This is a genomic window from Bacillus methanolicus (genome assembly GCF_028888695.1).
Classification (GTDB): Bacteria; Bacillota; Bacilli; order Bacillales; family Cytobacillaceae; genus Bacillus_Z; species Bacillus_Z methanolicus_B.
Window position 1 is genome coordinate 357,044 of sequence record NZ_PNFF01000001.1, and the last position, 14,948, is coordinate 371,991.

Genomic DNA, 14,948 nt, shown 5'->3' on the forward strand with positions numbered 1-14,948 from the left:
TCACAAATCTCAAAAAAAGATCGTAATGTTTTTTACATAATTTAACATTCAATTTACTAATCTATTATAATATTTTAACAATTTTTCTGTTAAATAAAGTTAGGAAATTTATTATAACTGAAGGAGGAAGACGATGAAAAAGAAAGGAATCGCCCTTGCTTTGGCTCTTGGGATTTTAGCGCCAACAGTGAATCCAATTCAAGCAGCGACAAAAGAAGTAAAGATTGAATCTGTCTCATTTAGCGGCTCAAGAGCCCCGGCTACTGCTGAAGAAATGAGCAAACCGTTTACAACAGCTACAGTTGTCGTAAAGTATACAAATGGTAAAACAAAAAAATTCCCGCTTACATATAAAGAGTTATTTAAAACAACGGATAAGTTTAAAATGCCGAACGGAGAAACTTTCCAAGCAGGTACTCCTACGGATTATTATGGCGACCCTATTACTGACAAATCGGTAGATGGAAAACCTGTTCATTATGTATCTGACGCACCAGACGCAAACAGTCTCCTTCGACCAATGAAGGACGGTTCTTTGTACCTTGTTTCTCATTATGAATATGATTCGCTGGACAACGCAGGTAAACCGGCTTGGCGCCGCGTACCGGCTTCAATGACATTAACGAAATTGTATCAAAACATGAAAACAGGAGAGTTGAAAGTTTCAACTGTCGACAAAATTGACTTTTCAGGAGTAAACGGTTTATGGGTGCCTTGTAACGGTTCATTAACGCCTTGGAATACACACTTAGGTTCTGAAGAATATGAGCCTGATGCCCGTTCATTTGAATTCGATACACCAGAAAAGCTCAGTGAATCAACAGCTCATTTAAAAGATTTTGCAAAGCTGTATTTTGATGATGAGAAAAAAGCAAACCCTTATTATTACGGCTTTACTCCTGAAGTGTTTGTCAGCTCTGACGGTATGACGCGTGTTGTGAAGCATTATAGTACCGGACGCCGTTCCAACGAAATGATGATTGTAATGCCGGATGAACAAACTGCATACTTTGGGGACGACGGTGAATATACAACGCTGTTTATGTATGTGGCTGATAAACCGCGTGATTTGTCAGCAGGAACATTATATGCGGCGAAATTTGCGCAAACAAGTGCAGATAAAGGTGGAGCCGGCAATTTAGAATGGATTAAACTTGGACATGCGACAGATAAGGAAATTAAACGTATTATTGATAAAGGCATTAAATTCAGCGATATTTTTGAAGTGTCCGATGTGCCGAAAGAAGGTTTTATCCCTGTTAAGCAATACTCAGGCCAGAATGCCAAATATGGAAAAGTAGAATACTTGAAACTGAAGCCTGGTATGGAAAAAGCTGCTGCATTTTTAGAAACTCGCCGTTACGCAGCGATGTTAGGAGCGACAAGCGAGTTTAATAAGATGGAAGGCTTAACGGTGAACGCGAAAGATAAAAAGCTGTATGTAGCAATTGCCGATATTGGAAAAGGCATGGAGAAAAACAGTCAAGACCCGACCGATCACATTCAATTGCCGAAAGTAAAAGCTGGAGCGGTTTATGAATTAAGCTTAAAGCCGGGACAAAAGAATACAACCGGCCAGCCGATTAACAGCGGATATGTAGCTTCTTCAATGAAGGCGCTTCTTGTCGGCGAAGATTTAGCGCAGCCTGACGCTTACGGAAATAAAGCGAACGTAAATAAAATTGCTGGTCCGGACAACTTAAGCTTCTCTGAGGATTATCGCACATTGTTTATCGGGGAAGACAGCAGCCAGCATATTAACAATTTTGTATGGGCTTATAATGTAGAAACAAAAAAATTATCCCGAATTTTATCAGTACCTGCCGGTGCAGAGGCAACGGGGCTACAAGCGGTTGATAACAGAAATGGATTCAGCTACATTATGAGCAATTTCCAACATCCAGGTGACGAATTAGACAATTTTGCGCCGACAGCTGTAAAAATTGAGGACGTGAAAAAAGCCGTTGACAAAACATATGGAATTAATCAAGCCGGTGCAGTCGGTTATGTTCAAGGATTACCGAATATTAAAAAGTTGCAGGAAGAACTAAAGAAACAGCAGCAGCCAAAAACACAACAGAATAAAAAGAAGTAAATGAATAGAAAAAGTCTGCCATGTAAATTATAGGCAGACTTTTTCTTTTGATACACCCCCGCCTATAGGGTTCAAACTCGAGAAGGGAGAGGAAGGACAGAACAATTAAAAAGAAAGAGGCGGGGGTTAGTCACCCCCACCTGCTTATTTCTTTGACTTGTTAAGTATACCTTCTAATTCTTTATCTTTGATTTCAACACCTGCATCCTTCAATTCACGGTCCATTGCTTTTTGTACGATATCTTGATCAAGCTTGGACACCTTTAATTTATACTCCAGTTCATCTTTCATTTTATCATACGATTTTTTTTCTTTTTTATCAGTTACTTGAATAATATGCCATCCATGTTCCGTTTTTACTGGTTCGCTTATTTCATTCACATCAAGAGCATACGCTGCTTTCTCAAACTCAGGAACCATTTCGCCTGCGCCAAACCAGCCCAGGTCTCCGCCTTTTTGAGCTGAAACAGTGTCAGTAGAGTATTCTTTTGCAAGGTCTTCAAATTTAGATCCGGTATCAAGTTTTTTCTTAACGTCTTTTGCTGTTTTTTCATCTGCCACTAAAATATGGCGGGCTTTAATTTCCGGTTTGTACTCATCGTAATACTTCTTTAATTCTTTTTCTGTAACCTTAACTTCTTTGACTGCCGCTTTTTCTTGAAGAAGGCCGACTTTGAAATCTTTTTTCAAGTCTTCTTCGCTTTCATAGCCGTATTGAGCGAGGGCCATTTCAAAACTGTCGCCAAGCTGGCTTTTTAATTCATTAACCTTTGCATCTAGTTCTTTGTCTGTCACTTTATATTTTTCGGAAAGGACTTTTTCGTAAAGAAGCTCTTGAAGAGTTTGCTCGCCATATTTTTCTTTCATCGCTTCATAAAGCTCGTCCTTTGTAATATTGCCGGCTTTCGTTTCCACTACCGCCTCGGAGTCCCCTCCTTGTGCATTACATGCGCTCAAACTGATAACCCCGACGGCTAAGGATAGGGATAAGATCCATTTTTTCATTTTTAACACTCCTAAAAGTAATTTCGTGGGTAAATTTTCAATTCACACCAATTACTATAACACAAATGAAGTAAGAACATAAAGAAAATCCCTGCTTTTTATAATTCCGAAAAATTGGGTTGGTCAAGATACATGCCTATTCGCCATAAGTGCGACTTGAATAGTATAAGATAGCAACCCATAAAGGAGGTGTTTTACTATGAGTGGAGGATATGGAGGCGGCTTCGCGTTAATTGTAGTGTTGTTTATCTTATTAATTATTGTTGGTGCATCATGGTTTTAAGGTTAAGAAGAAATAGACGGCATTAAGGCAATTTGTCTTATGCATTTCTGAAAGGAGGAAAAAATATGTCCGGTGGACCAGGCTATTACGGTGGAGGATTTGCACTTATTGTAGTCCTCTTTATCCTTTTAATTATTATCGGTGCCTCATGGCTGTAAGAAAAGTTGAACCGATGTACAAAAGCGGTGATCAACTCGTCACCGCTTTATTATGTACGTTACTTTACGTAAACAAAATTTCTAAATAGGAAGACGTCAATAAAATTAATATTAAAATATTTATCGTTCTAAATACTTTTGGCTGGCGGTCTTCGGGAATTTCCTTTTGTATACAAAGGGTATTTGTCAATTTGTTAATATAAAAAACAATAAAAGCGGCAAAAAGAATAAAAACGGAGATCATCGAAGAATCCCTCTTTCTGGAAAGCATACTGATGACAATACAATAACACAAAAAACAATGAAAAAATATAGTTTAAATGATTGAAATTTAAAGTGATAAAAACTCACTTAGATACTGTACGATGAAATACCAAAAAAATCAATAGGGAATATCGAGTCTTTCTCAAAAAATATTATGACAAAATCATCTTTGGATCGAAAAATCCGGCAAAAGCCTCAGCGTATAATTTGGAGTGAAAAAGCCAATAATACAGCTTCTTGGGCCAGTTTCCCCATATATCGATGGCCTGAATTTTTGATAGATTATACGTATTCTTCTTTGCTTAATTCTTTTTTCGTAAGGCGTCCGTCGACTTCAATAAATTCAGTCTCGATATTATGAAAGGATTTCTCGAATATTTCCATAAAATCATCGCCGTAAATATTTCTTAAGATGGCCATTATTTCGATGATTTCCGGAAACTTTCCGTATAGATCCCTTAACGGCAACGCACCTGAAAAAGCTGCGTTCTTATCAGGCCGATACGATTCCATTAAACTTAATAAAATTCTTTCTCCTTTTTCAGTTAATTGCACGTAAGTGTTTCGTTTGTCGTTTTCCTTCTTCGAAAATTTGAGCAGTCCTCTTTCTTCGAGCTTTTTAGAAAAGTTAAAAGCTGTTGAAACGTGCATGACCCCAAATTTGGCAACGTCGGATATTGAAGCTCCGTTCAAATGATAAGCAATCCATAAAATATGATGCTCATTAATGTTTAAATCATAAGGCTTAATCCATTGCTGCCAATCTTTTTCAACTGATTTCCAAAGTGCTTTGCTTAATTGTGCGATTCTCTGGGTGAACATAAATGCTTCTTTCATAGAATATGATTTTTCTGTCATCCCCAATCACCTACTTTTTTTTATCTATATATCATTATGCCAATAAAACAAAAATTAATAAAGATGTAAATTTACAAAATTTTAAGAAAATATTTTTCCGCTTATTGATAAAAGTCAGTATGATATTTTCTCAAGCTTAAACCTCAATTCATTGTAGAAATGAACCATTTTTATAATATATTTCTTTTCGGCTGAATTAGAAAAAATCCTTCTTATCCTTATCAAAATAATCATAAGGATAAGAAGGATTATGAACTTATAGATTTGCATTTAATGTTTGTTCAAGGCCATTCAGCTTTTTTTCAATATCTTGAATTTCTTTTTTGAGTTGTTGCTGATGCGGCGAGATTTCATTTTTCCAATTATCAATGGAGGACTTCACATCGGATGCAAATGTGGTGATTGCTTCTTTTCCTTCTTTTGAAGCATATGTTGCTGCATCCTTTAATTCAGCCAGATTCTTTTTTAGTACTGAAAACTGATTCAGCAAAAGATCTTTCTTTTCCTTCAAATTTTGTCTTGTTTCCTTTCCTGAAGCAGGTGCAGTCAACAGAGCGCCGATACCTGCAGAAACCCCTCCAACCAAAATGCCAAGGAGCAAAGATTTTAATTTCATAGTAAACACCTCATTATATTGGCTAATAGCTAAATTCTTTATAACTTAAAACCCTACATTAGTAAATTCGAAAAGGTTTTTTTAATTCCTTCATGATGTTTTATCTCGATTAAACGAAATTAAACAAATAGGATTTACATAGCCATTTAAAGACTGGCATAGATATTAATTATGAATGTTGTCTCATCATCCGACTGTGTGAAAGGAGTGGGAACATGGGTGGGATCATTTTCTGCTTTTTTGTTCTTAGTGCTGTTCTGTTATATGGTACGATCCATTATCTTATTGCAACTAAAAAGCCGGGTGTATATCCTCCAAAACATGTATTAAAGAAAAGGGCAGGTACTCTTGCTGCAGGAGGAATAGCCGTTTTAATTCTAGGCATTTTGCTTCTTTCTTTTCGATAAAGAGCTGTTTATGTATTGATACCTAACAAAAAAGAACCCTTTGAGGGTTCTTTTCATATCAGGCTTTACCTCTCCATGAATGAGGTCAAAAGACATATCATAATAGGATATGCTAATATCAACTGCTAATTGTCTTGGTTTGATGAGTAATTTTTGTTCTTTTCACAATTCCATTTGCCACCGGATAAAGAATAACCATCACAATCGTATTGACCGCTGACGCTGGCAATACAACCGTTCCAAATAATGCGGCAAATGGTCCGGGAAGACCTACAATCAAATATGCTGATCCTAAAAAGACGATTCCTGAAATGATCGTGCCAACAGCAGTTAAGACTGCAACACTAAAAATCGACGATCTGAAATTTTTTAGTGCAAGAAATAACCCATAGAAAATAAACGAAGTTACCAGTTTATCAATAATGTTTGGGAACAAGCCTGCAGGGAATGTAGTAGTTAAACCTGAAATTAGTCCGGTAACTAAACCTAATAAGAGGACGTTCTTTTTTTCAGGAAACAGGATGATTCCCAAAAACATCATAGTTAACATCATATCCGGTTTCATCCCCAGGAAAAATCCGGGCACAACCGCGTGCAAAACGGCACCAATTCCTACTAATAAGGACAAGGCTACAAGACTTCTTGTATTCATTTCTCAACTCTCCTCTGCTCATCTAAAAGTATCTTTTCCTGCAGTGCTCTATATGCCTGCAGCGAAAAGGTTTTAATAATTATACCATACATGACCTGCGTAAAAAAGCACAAATTTTTTGTTAATATTGTTTTTGGAAGCTTTTCATAAAATCAGCCAGTTTTGCAACATGATCAAGCGGGACTGCATTATAGATGGAAGCCCTGCATCCGCCGATTGAACGGTGGCCTTTTAAGCCGATAAAACCTTTTTCCTTAGCTTGTGCCAGGAAGCTCGCAGTGACTTCATCTGATTTAAGTCGAAATGTAACATTCATTTGTGAACGGCTTTCGGGATCTGCATGGCCTAAATAAAAACCGTCGCTGTTATCAATGACGTCATACAATATTTTTGCCTTTTGTTCATTCAGTTCCGAAATTTTTTCTACTCCACCAATTGATTCCAGCCATTCAAGCACTAACTTGAATAAGTAAATGGCAAGAGTTGGAGGGGTGTTATAAAGTGAATCATTTTCCGCATGGGTTCGGTAATTTAACATAACAGGAAGCTCGTCCTTGGCGCGGGACAACAATTCCTTTTTAATAATGACAACGGTTAATCCTGAAGGCCCCAGATTCTTTTGTGCTCCGGCATAGATTAAGCCAAAATCTTGAACGTTTATCGGCTTGCTCAATATATCACTTGACATATCGGCAACAAGAGGGGCACCCAAGTTTTTTGGGAATGTATGCCATTGCGTGCCATGTATTGTTTCGTTGCTTGTGATATGAACATAAGCGGCATCACTTTGCACTTGTACACCGGATATATCGGGGATTGCTTTATAATTGTTTTCTTTTCCTGAAGCAAGGATTGAAGTTTGCCCTATTTTTTTTGCTTCTTTTAATGCTTTTTCAGACCAGGAACCGGTAAGCACATAGTATCCCGTTTTTCCCGGTTGAAGCAGGTTCATCGGCACCATCGAAAATTGCAGACTGGCCCCGCCCTGAAGCAAGAGAACTTCATAATCATCCGGTATTTGCATAAGTTTCCGGAGAAGAGAAACAGCTCCAAAGTGAACTTCTTCATAATCTTTGCTGCGATGACTTAATTCCATTAAAGACATGCCCGTATCATTAAAATTGAACCATTCATTCGCTGCTTTTTGCAATACAGCCTCTGGGAGCGCAGCAGGCCCAGCATTAAAGTTAAACGCGCGATTCATGAATGTACCCTCCGTATCAAATCAATTTGGAAATGCTATGATGGACTAAAGAAAAAAGATATTTCTATCCTATCAAAAATTTCGAAAAATAACAGAAGGGAAATTGAATTTTTTTAGAAAAAAAAGCCCCTGTTTTTTATACAGGAGCGTGATTACATTACAAATGTTTGCTGATATTTTCCGCTATTTTCTTCAGATCTTCAGGTGTGTATTCACTTGTATTGGTTTTCCAGACAGCACCGAATCCATCGCCTTTTCCGTAGCGGGGAATGATGTGAATATGGTAATGAAATACGGTTTGGCCGGCTGCTTCGCCATTATTATTAACTAAATTCATACCGGCAGGGTTAACTGTTTTTTTTATTGCATTTGCAATTTCCGGAACAACTTCAAACAAGTTTCGTGCAATTTCCGGAGTAAGTTCATAAACGTTTTCTTTATGTATTTTTGGTATCACAAGTGTGTGACCTTCTGTCACCTGGCTAATGTCAAGAAATGCAAGGACATGTTCATTTTCATAAACTTTCGCGGATGGAATTTCTCCATTGACGATTTTGCAAAAAATACAATCGCTCATATACAACATCCTTCCAATGCGTTTTATCCATATAGGCTTGGAATGCTTGCCTTTTCTTGGTATTTTATCATAATTTTAAAGATAAAGAAATAAGGCAGGATTCGTGTGGAATCCTGCCGTTGTGAAGGAGAAACGCTTCATTTTATACGCTCACTAAGTTAGCCTGCGATAAACACCTCATTTACAAATGATTAGTGTCTACTTCGATTTTTTCGTTCAAGGTGACCATCCCCTATTTTCTTTATATGTTTCACAACGTATAAAGCGGTTGACGATCTTTAACAAACACCTCATTCCGATAATGTGGTGCCGCATAGCGGGTTTTGAACGATTATGGTTAATCAGTACTTATTGTTCATCATAACCATCTTTTAATTAGGAACGAATTGAAGCATTTATTGAATGATATTGTCTTTAACAGACACCTCATTTCAAGGTATGATGAAATTCATCATCAAACAATTGGTGTTTCCCCTTCGATAATTAGAATGTCCAGATAAAAAAGGAATATGCATAAATTTTTTCGTGAACATTTTTTCGTTGCTACTTATTTTATAAACCATTTTGCTAAAATAGAAATAAGAAAATTGGGAGGCGTTTATATGGCTTTGTTAGAAATAAGGAATGTAACAGGCGGATATACGAAAAATCCTGTATTAAAAGATGTTTCATTCGATGTTCATTCAGGCGAAATCGTTGGCCTTATCGGCCTTAACGGTGCTGGAAAAAGCACGACAATCAAACACGTGATCGGCCTGATGGAACCTCACAGCGGACAAATTACGATCAATGGCCTTGCATTTGAGCACGATAAAGAAACATACCGAAAACAGTTTGCCTTTGTACCGGAAACGCCGATTTTATATGATGAGCTGACACTTGAAGAGCATTTGAAAATAACCGCCATGGCTTACGGAATAGATGAACATACATACAAAACAAGAATTGACGCTTTATTAGAAGAATTTCGCATGAAAAAAAGGCTGAAATGGTTTCCGGCTCATTTTTCGAAAGGGATGAAGCAAAAAGTAATGATCATGTGTGCTTTTTTAGTACAGCCTTCTTTATATATTGTAGATGAGCCGTTTGTCGGACTTGATCCGCTTGGAATTCAATCGCTTTTAGATTTAATGAAAAAGATGAAAGAAAGCGGTGCGGGTATTTTGATGTCCACTCATATTTTGGCTACCGCGGAAAGATATTGCGACCGATTTGTTATTTTGCATGAAGGCAAGATAAGGGCAAAAGGTACGCTTGAGGAACTTCGCGATCAATTTTCAATGCCTGAAGCAACTTTGGATGACTTATATATTCAATTGACAAAGGAAGAAGACTATGTTTAATGCAGAAAAGCTTTGGAAAGAAAGAGCTGTTCGGACAAGCAAAGAGTTAAGCCGATATCTTCGCTATATTTTTAACGGCCATCTTGTCATTGTTTTTCTTTTTCTTCTTGGAACGGCAGCTTATTATTATCAGGAATGGATCAAAACGTTAACGCCTGACTTCCCGGCAGCTTTTATGATGGCTGTTATTATTGGCATTTTTTTAACGTATAGTCCTATTTATACTTTTTTGCTGGAAGCGGACGGAATTTTCCTTCTCCCTCTTGAGAATAAGCTATCCGGGTACTTTAAGCGTTCTATTATCGTAAGTTTTATTGTCCAGACTTATCTTCTAATTATCGTTTTGGCTGTTTTTATGCCGATGTATGTTCAAGTAAATAACGACCAGTTTCAAATCTTTTTTTACTTTCTGATAATGCTTTTTATCGTTAAAGGCTGGAATTTAGCCGTGAGATGGCACATTCAATATTATATGGAGACGAATGTTCACTTCATTGATTCATGTGTTCGATATTGCATCAATGCTGTGTTCTTGTATTTGCTTTTTTCGAATGCAAGCCATTTGTTTCTCATTTTAATATTTGCGGTTATGGGCATCCTTTACGTATACTTCCGCTTACAAACAAAAAGCAAAGGGTTGAAATGGGAATATTTAATCGATCTTGAAGAAAGACGCATGACTTCGTTTTATCGGTTTGCGAATTTATTTACAGATGTTCCGAGGTTGAAAGATCGGATTAAGAGACGGAAATGGCTGGATTGGCTTTTGAACCGAGTTTCTTTCGACCATTCACGGACATATACCCATCTTTATGTAAGAACATTTTTTCGAGCAGGAGATTACTTTGGTTTGTTCATCCGTTTGACTCTTATCGGAGCAGTTGGTTTATACTTAATTTCATTTGGTTTTGGACAGGTTTTGCTTGTCTTGCTGTTTTTATATTTGACAGGATTTCAGCTTCTGCCGCTATGGAATCACCATCAAAATATATTATGGGTAAGTTTATATCCTGTAAAAGTTGATTTTAAGGTGAAGTCTTTTCACCGGTTGCTGCTGATAATTCTCATGATACAGAGCGTGGTCTTTTCTCTCTTCCTTTTATTGAAGGGAGAATGGGCCGAGGCATTGGCTGCACTCGTTGCGGGAAGTAGCTTCGCCTATTACTTTGTATTCATTTACAGCAAGAAACGATTGCAGTATTAAAACAATTAATCCTTTCCTTGTTTAGGGAAAGGATTTTTTTCGGAACATATCAATACATAGTCCGTATATAAGTAAGTGAAACAAAGAAGGAAGGGTTTGCATGAGTGAATACGAATTGAAGATATATGAAGAAATAGAGAATTGGAAAAGAAAAATGCAAAAGAAATCCGGATTATTGAACCGGATTTCAAAAAAAGCCCAGAACAAAGTAAATGAGTTGATACCTGAAAAAGCGCACCAATTAATGACCGACGCGATTAAGAATATGGTAAAAGCAACATTAACAGGTTCCCATCTCATGACAAAAAAGCAGCAGGCGATAGGATTGTCATTGGCTGAGAAAGATCAGCTTCTAAGAAAGAAATTAGAGGTTTACCGGAAAACCGCAGCAATCGAAGGGGCCGGAACGGGAGCAGGGGGTATTTTTCTTGGGTTAGCTGATTTTCCGCTATTGTTGTCGATTAAAATGAAATTTTTATTTGAGGCTGCTTCGATTTATGGATATGACACCAGTCTTTATGAAGAGCGCTTATTTCTCTTGCATGTTTTTCAATTAGCTTTTTCAAGTGATCAAAAGAGACAGGAAACATTGGTGCTAATCGAAGAATGGGAAGAACGGAAGAAGGAATTGTTAGACATGGATTGGCGCGAGTTCCAGCAGGAATACCGGGATTATATTGATTTTGTGAAAATGCTGCAGCTTGTTCCCGGGGTTGGAGCGGTCGTAGGGGCATATGCCAATTACAATTTGCTGGATCATTTAGGTGAAACGGCCATGAATGCCTACCGGCTGCGATTATTAAAAGCGCCCCCGGCTTATTAATGCGGAGGCGTTTATTTCTAGACCATTTTTTCGGTTGCGGGTTCACTGTTTGCTTGTTTTGATTGGTAATCAATTGCAGCAGTTCCAAGTGTTTTTGCTGCGATAAGCATTGCTTTTTCATCAATATCAAACTTTGGATGGTGGTGCGGGTATGCCTCATTTGCATGCGAAGGTTTGGCACCTGTGAAAAAGAAAGTTCCTTTTACATGTTGAAGGTAATAGGCGAAATCTTCGCCTCCCATATGCGGCTCCGTTTCCGTAATTTCCTTGACTTCTGGGACCTGCTTAGCGCAGTCAATCAGGAATTCAGTTTCTTCAAGATGGTTGACCACTGCCGGATAGCCTCGTTCATAAATATACTCGTATGAACTGTTAGAAGTATAGCACGTTCCTTTTACGACTCTTTCAATCTCAGCTTCAATAAAGCTCCGTACTTCGTCGTTAAATGTGCGTACAGTTCCGATTAATTTGGCTTTATCTGCGATGACATTAAAAGCATTATCAGCAACAAACGACCCGACAGTTACGACAGAAGAGTCGATCGGATTCACCTTGCGGCTGACGATTTGTTGCAGATTAATGACCAGCTGTGAAGCAGTCACAATGGCATCCTTCGTTTTATGCGGTTGCGCTCCGTGCCCGCCTTGGCCTTGGATGACGATTTCAAACCTGTCTGCAGCTGCCATGATAGGCCCAACCCGGTATTGAATCGTGCCGGTCGGTTCAGTAGCCCATAAATGGGTTCCAAAAATAGCGTCAACACCTTCCAGGCATCCATCTTCAATCATCGTGATTGCTCCACCTGGCGCATACTCTTCGGCATGTTGATGAATCATCACATAATTTCCTTCTAATGCATCCCGCATTTCATGAAGGCATTTTGCCAACACAAGGAGAGTCGCTGTATGTCCGTCATGGCCGCAAGCGTGCATTACACCGGGAACGAGTGATTTATAAGGAACATCTTTTTCGTCCTGAATTGGCAGCGCATCAAAATCAGCTCTAAGAGCTACGGTTTTCCCCGGCTTTCCGCCATATATTTTCGCAACGACCCCGTTTCCGCCGACATTTCCTCTTACTTCAATTCCGAGTTTTTCATAATAAGTTTTTATGTAGCGGGCGGTATTTTTTTCTTGAAAAGATAATTCGGGATGCTGGTGCAGATATCTTCTTATAGAAACCATTTCTTCATAAGAATTTTGCAGTTTTGCATATAATTTTTCTTTCATAGGAATTCCTCCTATATTAATAAAACAATTTTCAGTTTTTCGATAATTATAACATTATTTATTTTCATTAAGAGAAATAATATATTAAAAGTACAGGTTTTTGAGAACCTGTTCTAAAGGAAACTTACAAATGTGATCAACGTCTTATAAATCAAGATAAAGGCTGATATATCAGAATGACGACTCATAAATCGGAATGAAAGCTCATATTTCGGAATAACGGCTCATAAACCGAAATAAAGGCTCATTTATCAGAACGACGGCTCATAAATCAAAATAAGGGGTCATATATCAAAATGACGGCTCATAAATCGGAATAAAGGCTGATATCCTTCCCTAGGTCATGATTCGGAGCGAGCAACCCCCTAAACTTTTTCAGTTTTTTAATCTCCTTCAGGGATGACATATTTCGTAATATAAGAAGGACCGGAAAATATTTTCTGCTTTTCCACCCCGACGTCTGTTTCCTTCTTATCATGGGCTTTTTCAAAAGCCTTTGATTTTTGCCATCTCTCAAATCCTTGTTCATTTTCCCAAAGAGTCAGAATGATATACGTATTGGAAGACAGTGGGCGCAATACTCGTATGGCCGCAAATCCCGGCTGATTTTCGATCGATCTTGATCTGTTTTTAAAACGGTATTCAAACACCGGCCTGCCTTCATCAGTGACGGGGATATGATTTAAGACAGCAAACCCTGCATTTTCAAATGTACCGGATGAATCGATGACTTCATATTTGCGCGGTTCTTTGAATACACTTTTTCCTTCAGTTTCATGTAAAAGCAAGGAATTTTCGGAATTTTGCATAAGAATTATATATTCAGAGGGATGTTTTTCTTTCAGAGTTTTTAAATATTCATATGTTCCAGACGTAATATATAGGTTCAATTTTGGCCACCTCTTTGAATAATGATCATCTTTTTTCATTATACATTCGAGCCTTGATAAATCATAATCATGTTGACTGTAGACGTGTGTGAAAATCGTCAAATTATTGACATTTTACTATGTTATCTATACAAACATAGTAGAAAAGGCTATAGTGTAAACAGTTCATTATATGTACGTATTTTAAAAAATTTTTTATTCCTCCTGTTATATATTACAATAGATTGACTGACACTTTTTATTGAAAGGTGGATTTCCCTGATGGCGATTCATTTTAACGATACATTTTTACGAGCAGCGAGAGGCGAAAAGACTGACTTTGTACCTGTTTGGTATATGCGGCAGGCAGGCCGTTCCCAGCCTGAATACAGGGCCTTAAAAGAAAAGTACTCATTATTTGAAATTACTCATCAGCCGGAATTATGTGCTTATGTTACTAGGCTTCCTGTTGAACAATATAATGTCGATGCTGCTATTTTATATAAAGATATTATGACACCTCTTCCTGCTATTGGGGTCGAAGTAGAAATCAAATCAGGCATTGGTCCGGTTATTTCAAACCCTATCCAATCTCTTGCTGATGTTGAGAAACTAGGTGAAATCAACCCGGAAGCTGATGTTCCATACGTTCTTGAAACGATTAAGATCTTGACACAAGAACAACTATCCGTTCCGTTGATTGGTTTTGCAGGTGCTCCGTTTACACTTGCCAGTTATATGATTGAAGGCGGACCATCGAAGAACTATAACAAAACAAAAGCGTTCATGTACGCTGAGCCTAAAAGCTGGTTTGTTTTAATGGACAAGCTGGGAGAAATGACAATTACATATGTGAAATCCCAAGTTAAAGCCGGAGCTAAAGCAATCCAGATTTTTGATTCTTGGGTGGGAGCTTTAAATGCGGAGGACTATCGCCATTTCATTAAACCTGTCATGAAAAAGATTTTTTCGGCGCTAAGAGAAGAAAATGTTCCTCTTATTATGTTCGGTGTCGGCGCGAGCCACCTGGCAATGGAATGGAACGACCTTCCCCTTGATGTAGTTGGCCTGGACTGGCGCTTGCCAATAAAACAGGCACGGGAATTGGGAATAACGAAAACAATTCAAGGAAATTTAGATCCTGCAGTTCTTTTAGCTCCGTGGGAAGTAATCGAAGAAAGGGCGAAAGCGATTTTAGATCAGGGTATGATGCAGCCCGGCTATATTTTTAACTTGGGACACGGTGTTTTCCCATCGGTTAACCCTGAAACTCTTAAGCGTCTGACCGCGTTTATACATGAATATTCAAGAACAAAATTAAGTAATTAAATGCCTCTTTCTTATGCTGCAGATGATAATTG

General features: G+C 38.0%; 17 protein-coding genes. 8 read left to right on the forward strand and 9 right to left on the reverse strand.

Annotated elements, in window-relative coordinates; translation table 11 throughout:
• The first annotated feature begins 133 nt into the window (after positions 1-133).
• Complete coding sequence (locus tag C0966_RS01850; RefSeq protein WP_274853464.1) at positions 134-2,095, forward strand: PhoX family protein; 1,962 nt, start codon at positions 134-136, stop codon at positions 2,093-2,095.
• A gap of 144 nt (positions 2,096-2,239) precedes the next feature.
• Here the strand turns inward: C0966_RS01850 and C0966_RS01855 are convergent, their stop codons facing one another.
• A complete protein-coding gene (locus C0966_RS01855; RefSeq protein WP_274853465.1) occupies positions 2,240-3,100 on the reverse strand; it encodes a peptidylprolyl isomerase in 861 nt (286 codons plus the stop codon).
• A gap of 199 nt (positions 3,101-3,299) precedes the next feature.
• On the opposite strand from C0966_RS01855, the gene C0966_RS01860 reads away from it, so the two are divergent.
• Positions 3,300-3,383, forward strand: coding sequence for a YjcZ family sporulation protein (locus C0966_RS01860; RefSeq protein WP_034644746.1), 84 nt, complete (start codon positions 3,300-3,302; stop codon positions 3,381-3,383).
• A gap of 65 nt (positions 3,384-3,448) precedes the next feature.
• Positions 3,449-3,541, forward strand: a complete 93-nt coding sequence (locus C0966_RS01865; RefSeq protein WP_003350733.1) for a YjcZ family sporulation protein — start codon at positions 3,449-3,451, stop codon at positions 3,539-3,541.
• A 64-nt stretch (positions 3,542-3,605) separates the two neighbouring features.
• Here the strand turns inward: C0966_RS01865 and C0966_RS01870 are convergent, their stop codons facing one another.
• The 3 genes from C0966_RS01870 to C0966_RS01880 form a co-directional block, all read right to left on the reverse strand.
• The gene (locus tag C0966_RS01870; RefSeq protein WP_003350732.1) at positions 3,606-3,785 is read right to left on the reverse strand and encodes a hypothetical protein; all 180 of its coding nucleotides are present in this window, start codon (positions 3,783-3,785) and stop codon (positions 3,606-3,608) included.
• Positions 3,786-4,087: 302 nt separating this feature from the next.
• A complete protein-coding gene (locus C0966_RS01875; protein ID WP_274853467.1) occupies positions 4,088-4,663 on the reverse strand; it encodes an HTH-type transcriptional regulator Hpr in 576 nt (191 codons plus the stop codon).
• A gap of 256 nt (positions 4,664-4,919) precedes the next feature.
• Positions 4,920-5,279, reverse strand: coding sequence for a YtxH domain-containing protein (locus tag C0966_RS01880; protein ID WP_274853468.1), 360 nt, complete (start codon positions 5,277-5,279; stop codon positions 4,920-4,922).
• Between the two features lie 215 nt (positions 5,280-5,494).
• On the opposite strand from C0966_RS01880, the gene C0966_RS01885 reads away from it, so the two are divergent.
• Positions 5,495-5,686 (forward strand): hypothetical protein, encoded by a 192-nt coding sequence (locus tag C0966_RS01885; RefSeq protein WP_274853469.1) that lies wholly within the window; start codon positions 5,495-5,497, stop codon positions 5,684-5,686.
• 118 nt (positions 5,687-5,804) lie between these two features.
• Here C0966_RS01885 and C0966_RS01890 read toward each other — a convergent pair whose 3' ends face one another.
• The 3 genes from C0966_RS01890 to C0966_RS01900 form a co-directional block, all read right to left on the reverse strand.
• Positions 5,805-6,338: a tryptophan transporter gene (locus C0966_RS01890; protein WP_274853470.1), complete on the reverse strand. Its 534-nt coding sequence runs from the start codon at positions 6,336-6,338 to the stop codon at positions 5,805-5,807.
• Between the two features lie 121 nt (positions 6,339-6,459).
• Positions 6,460-7,542 (reverse strand): phosphoserine transaminase, encoded by a 1,083-nt coding sequence (gene serC / locus C0966_RS01895; RefSeq protein WP_274853471.1) that lies wholly within the window; start codon positions 7,540-7,542, stop codon positions 6,460-6,462.
• A 157-nt stretch (positions 7,543-7,699) separates the two neighbouring features.
• The gene (locus tag C0966_RS01900) at positions 7,700-8,119 is read right to left on the reverse strand and encodes an HIT family protein (RefSeq protein WP_274853472.1); all 420 of its coding nucleotides are present in this window, start codon (positions 8,117-8,119) and stop codon (positions 7,700-7,702) included.
• Positions 8,120-8,721: 602 nt separating this feature from the next.
• Between C0966_RS01900 and C0966_RS01905 the strand changes: the two genes are divergently transcribed.
• The 3 genes from C0966_RS01905 (at position 8,722) to C0966_RS01915 (ending at position 11,489) form a co-directional block, all read left to right on the forward strand.
• On the forward strand, positions 8,722-9,462 hold the full coding sequence (locus C0966_RS01905; RefSeq protein WP_274853473.1) for an ABC transporter ATP-binding protein: 741 nt from the start codon (positions 8,722-8,724) through the stop codon (positions 9,460-9,462).
• Positions 9,455-10,666, forward strand: a complete 1,212-nt coding sequence (locus C0966_RS01910; RefSeq protein WP_274853474.1) for an ABC transporter permease — start codon at positions 9,455-9,457, stop codon at positions 10,664-10,666. The genes C0966_RS01905 and C0966_RS01910 overlap by 8 nt, the downstream gene beginning before the upstream one ends.
• A 100-nt stretch (positions 10,667-10,766) precedes the next feature.
• Complete coding sequence (locus C0966_RS01915) at positions 10,767-11,489, forward strand: EcsC family protein (RefSeq protein WP_274853475.1); 723 nt, start codon at positions 10,767-10,769, stop codon at positions 11,487-11,489.
• Positions 11,490-11,506: 17 nt separating this feature from the next.
• Here the strand turns inward: C0966_RS01915 and C0966_RS01920 are convergent, their stop codons facing one another.
• The gene (locus tag C0966_RS01920; protein WP_274853476.1) at positions 11,507-12,718 is read right to left on the reverse strand and encodes a M20 family metallopeptidase; all 1,212 of its coding nucleotides are present in this window, start codon (positions 12,716-12,718) and stop codon (positions 11,507-11,509) included.
• Between the two features lie 383 nt (positions 12,719-13,101).
• Positions 13,102-13,608 (reverse strand): antibiotic biosynthesis monooxygenase family protein, encoded by a 507-nt coding sequence (locus tag C0966_RS01925; protein WP_274853477.1) that lies wholly within the window; start codon positions 13,606-13,608, stop codon positions 13,102-13,104.
• 261 nt (positions 13,609-13,869) lie between these two features.
• Between C0966_RS01925 and hemE the strand changes: the two genes are divergently transcribed.
• Positions 13,870-14,916: a uroporphyrinogen decarboxylase gene (gene hemE, locus C0966_RS01930; RefSeq protein ID WP_274853478.1), complete on the forward strand. Its 1,047-nt coding sequence runs from the start codon at positions 13,870-13,872 to the stop codon at positions 14,914-14,916.
• The last annotated feature ends 32 nt before the right edge of the window (positions 14,917-14,948 follow it).

Bases quoted from the DNA above. Each gene is read 5' to 3' on its own strand.
- C0966_RS01850 (WP_274853464.1), top strand. From the start codon at position 134: ATGAAAAAGAAAGGAATCGCCCTTGCTTTGGCTCTTGGGATTTTAGCG.
- C0966_RS01855 (WP_274853465.1), bottom strand. From the start codon at position 3,100: ATGAAAAAATGGATCTTATCCCTATCCTTAGCCGTCGGGGTTATCAGT.
- C0966_RS01860 (WP_034644746.1), top strand. From the start codon at position 3,300: ATGAGTGGAGGATATGGAGGCGGCTTCGCGTTAATTGTAGTGTTGTTT.
- C0966_RS01865 (WP_003350733.1), top strand. From the start codon at position 3,449: ATGTCCGGTGGACCAGGCTATTACGGTGGAGGATTTGCACTTATTGTA.
- C0966_RS01870 (WP_003350732.1), bottom strand. From the start codon at position 3,785: ATGATCTCCGTTTTTATTCTTTTTGCCGCTTTTATTGTTTTTTATATT.
- C0966_RS01875 (WP_274853467.1), bottom strand. From the start codon at position 4,663: ATGACAGAAAAATCATATTCTATGAAAGAAGCATTTATGTTCACCCAG.
- C0966_RS01880 (WP_274853468.1), bottom strand. From the start codon at position 5,279: ATGAAATTAAAATCTTTGCTCCTTGGCATTTTGGTTGGAGGGGTTTCT.
- C0966_RS01885 (WP_274853469.1), top strand. From the start codon at position 5,495: ATGGGTGGGATCATTTTCTGCTTTTTTGTTCTTAGTGCTGTTCTGTTA.
- C0966_RS01890 (WP_274853470.1), bottom strand. From the start codon at position 6,338: ATGAATACAAGAAGTCTTGTAGCCTTGTCCTTATTAGTAGGAATTGGT.
- serC (WP_274853471.1), bottom strand. From the start codon at position 7,542: ATGAATCGCGCGTTTAACTTTAATGCTGGGCCTGCTGCGCTCCCAGAG.
- C0966_RS01900 (WP_274853472.1), bottom strand. From the start codon at position 8,119: ATGAGCGATTGTATTTTTTGCAAAATCGTCAATGGAGAAATTCCATCC.
- C0966_RS01905 (WP_274853473.1), top strand. From the start codon at position 8,722: ATGGCTTTGTTAGAAATAAGGAATGTAACAGGCGGATATACGAAAAAT.
- C0966_RS01910 (WP_274853474.1), top strand. From the start codon at position 9,455: ATGTTTAATGCAGAAAAGCTTTGGAAAGAAAGAGCTGTTCGGACAAGC.
- C0966_RS01915 (WP_274853475.1), top strand. From the start codon at position 10,767: ATGAGTGAATACGAATTGAAGATATATGAAGAAATAGAGAATTGGAAA.
- C0966_RS01920 (WP_274853476.1), bottom strand. From the start codon at position 12,718: ATGAAAGAAAAATTATATGCAAAACTGCAAAATTCTTATGAAGAAATG.
- hemE (WP_274853478.1), top strand. From the start codon at position 13,870: ATGGCGATTCATTTTAACGATACATTTTTACGAGCAGCGAGAGGCGAA.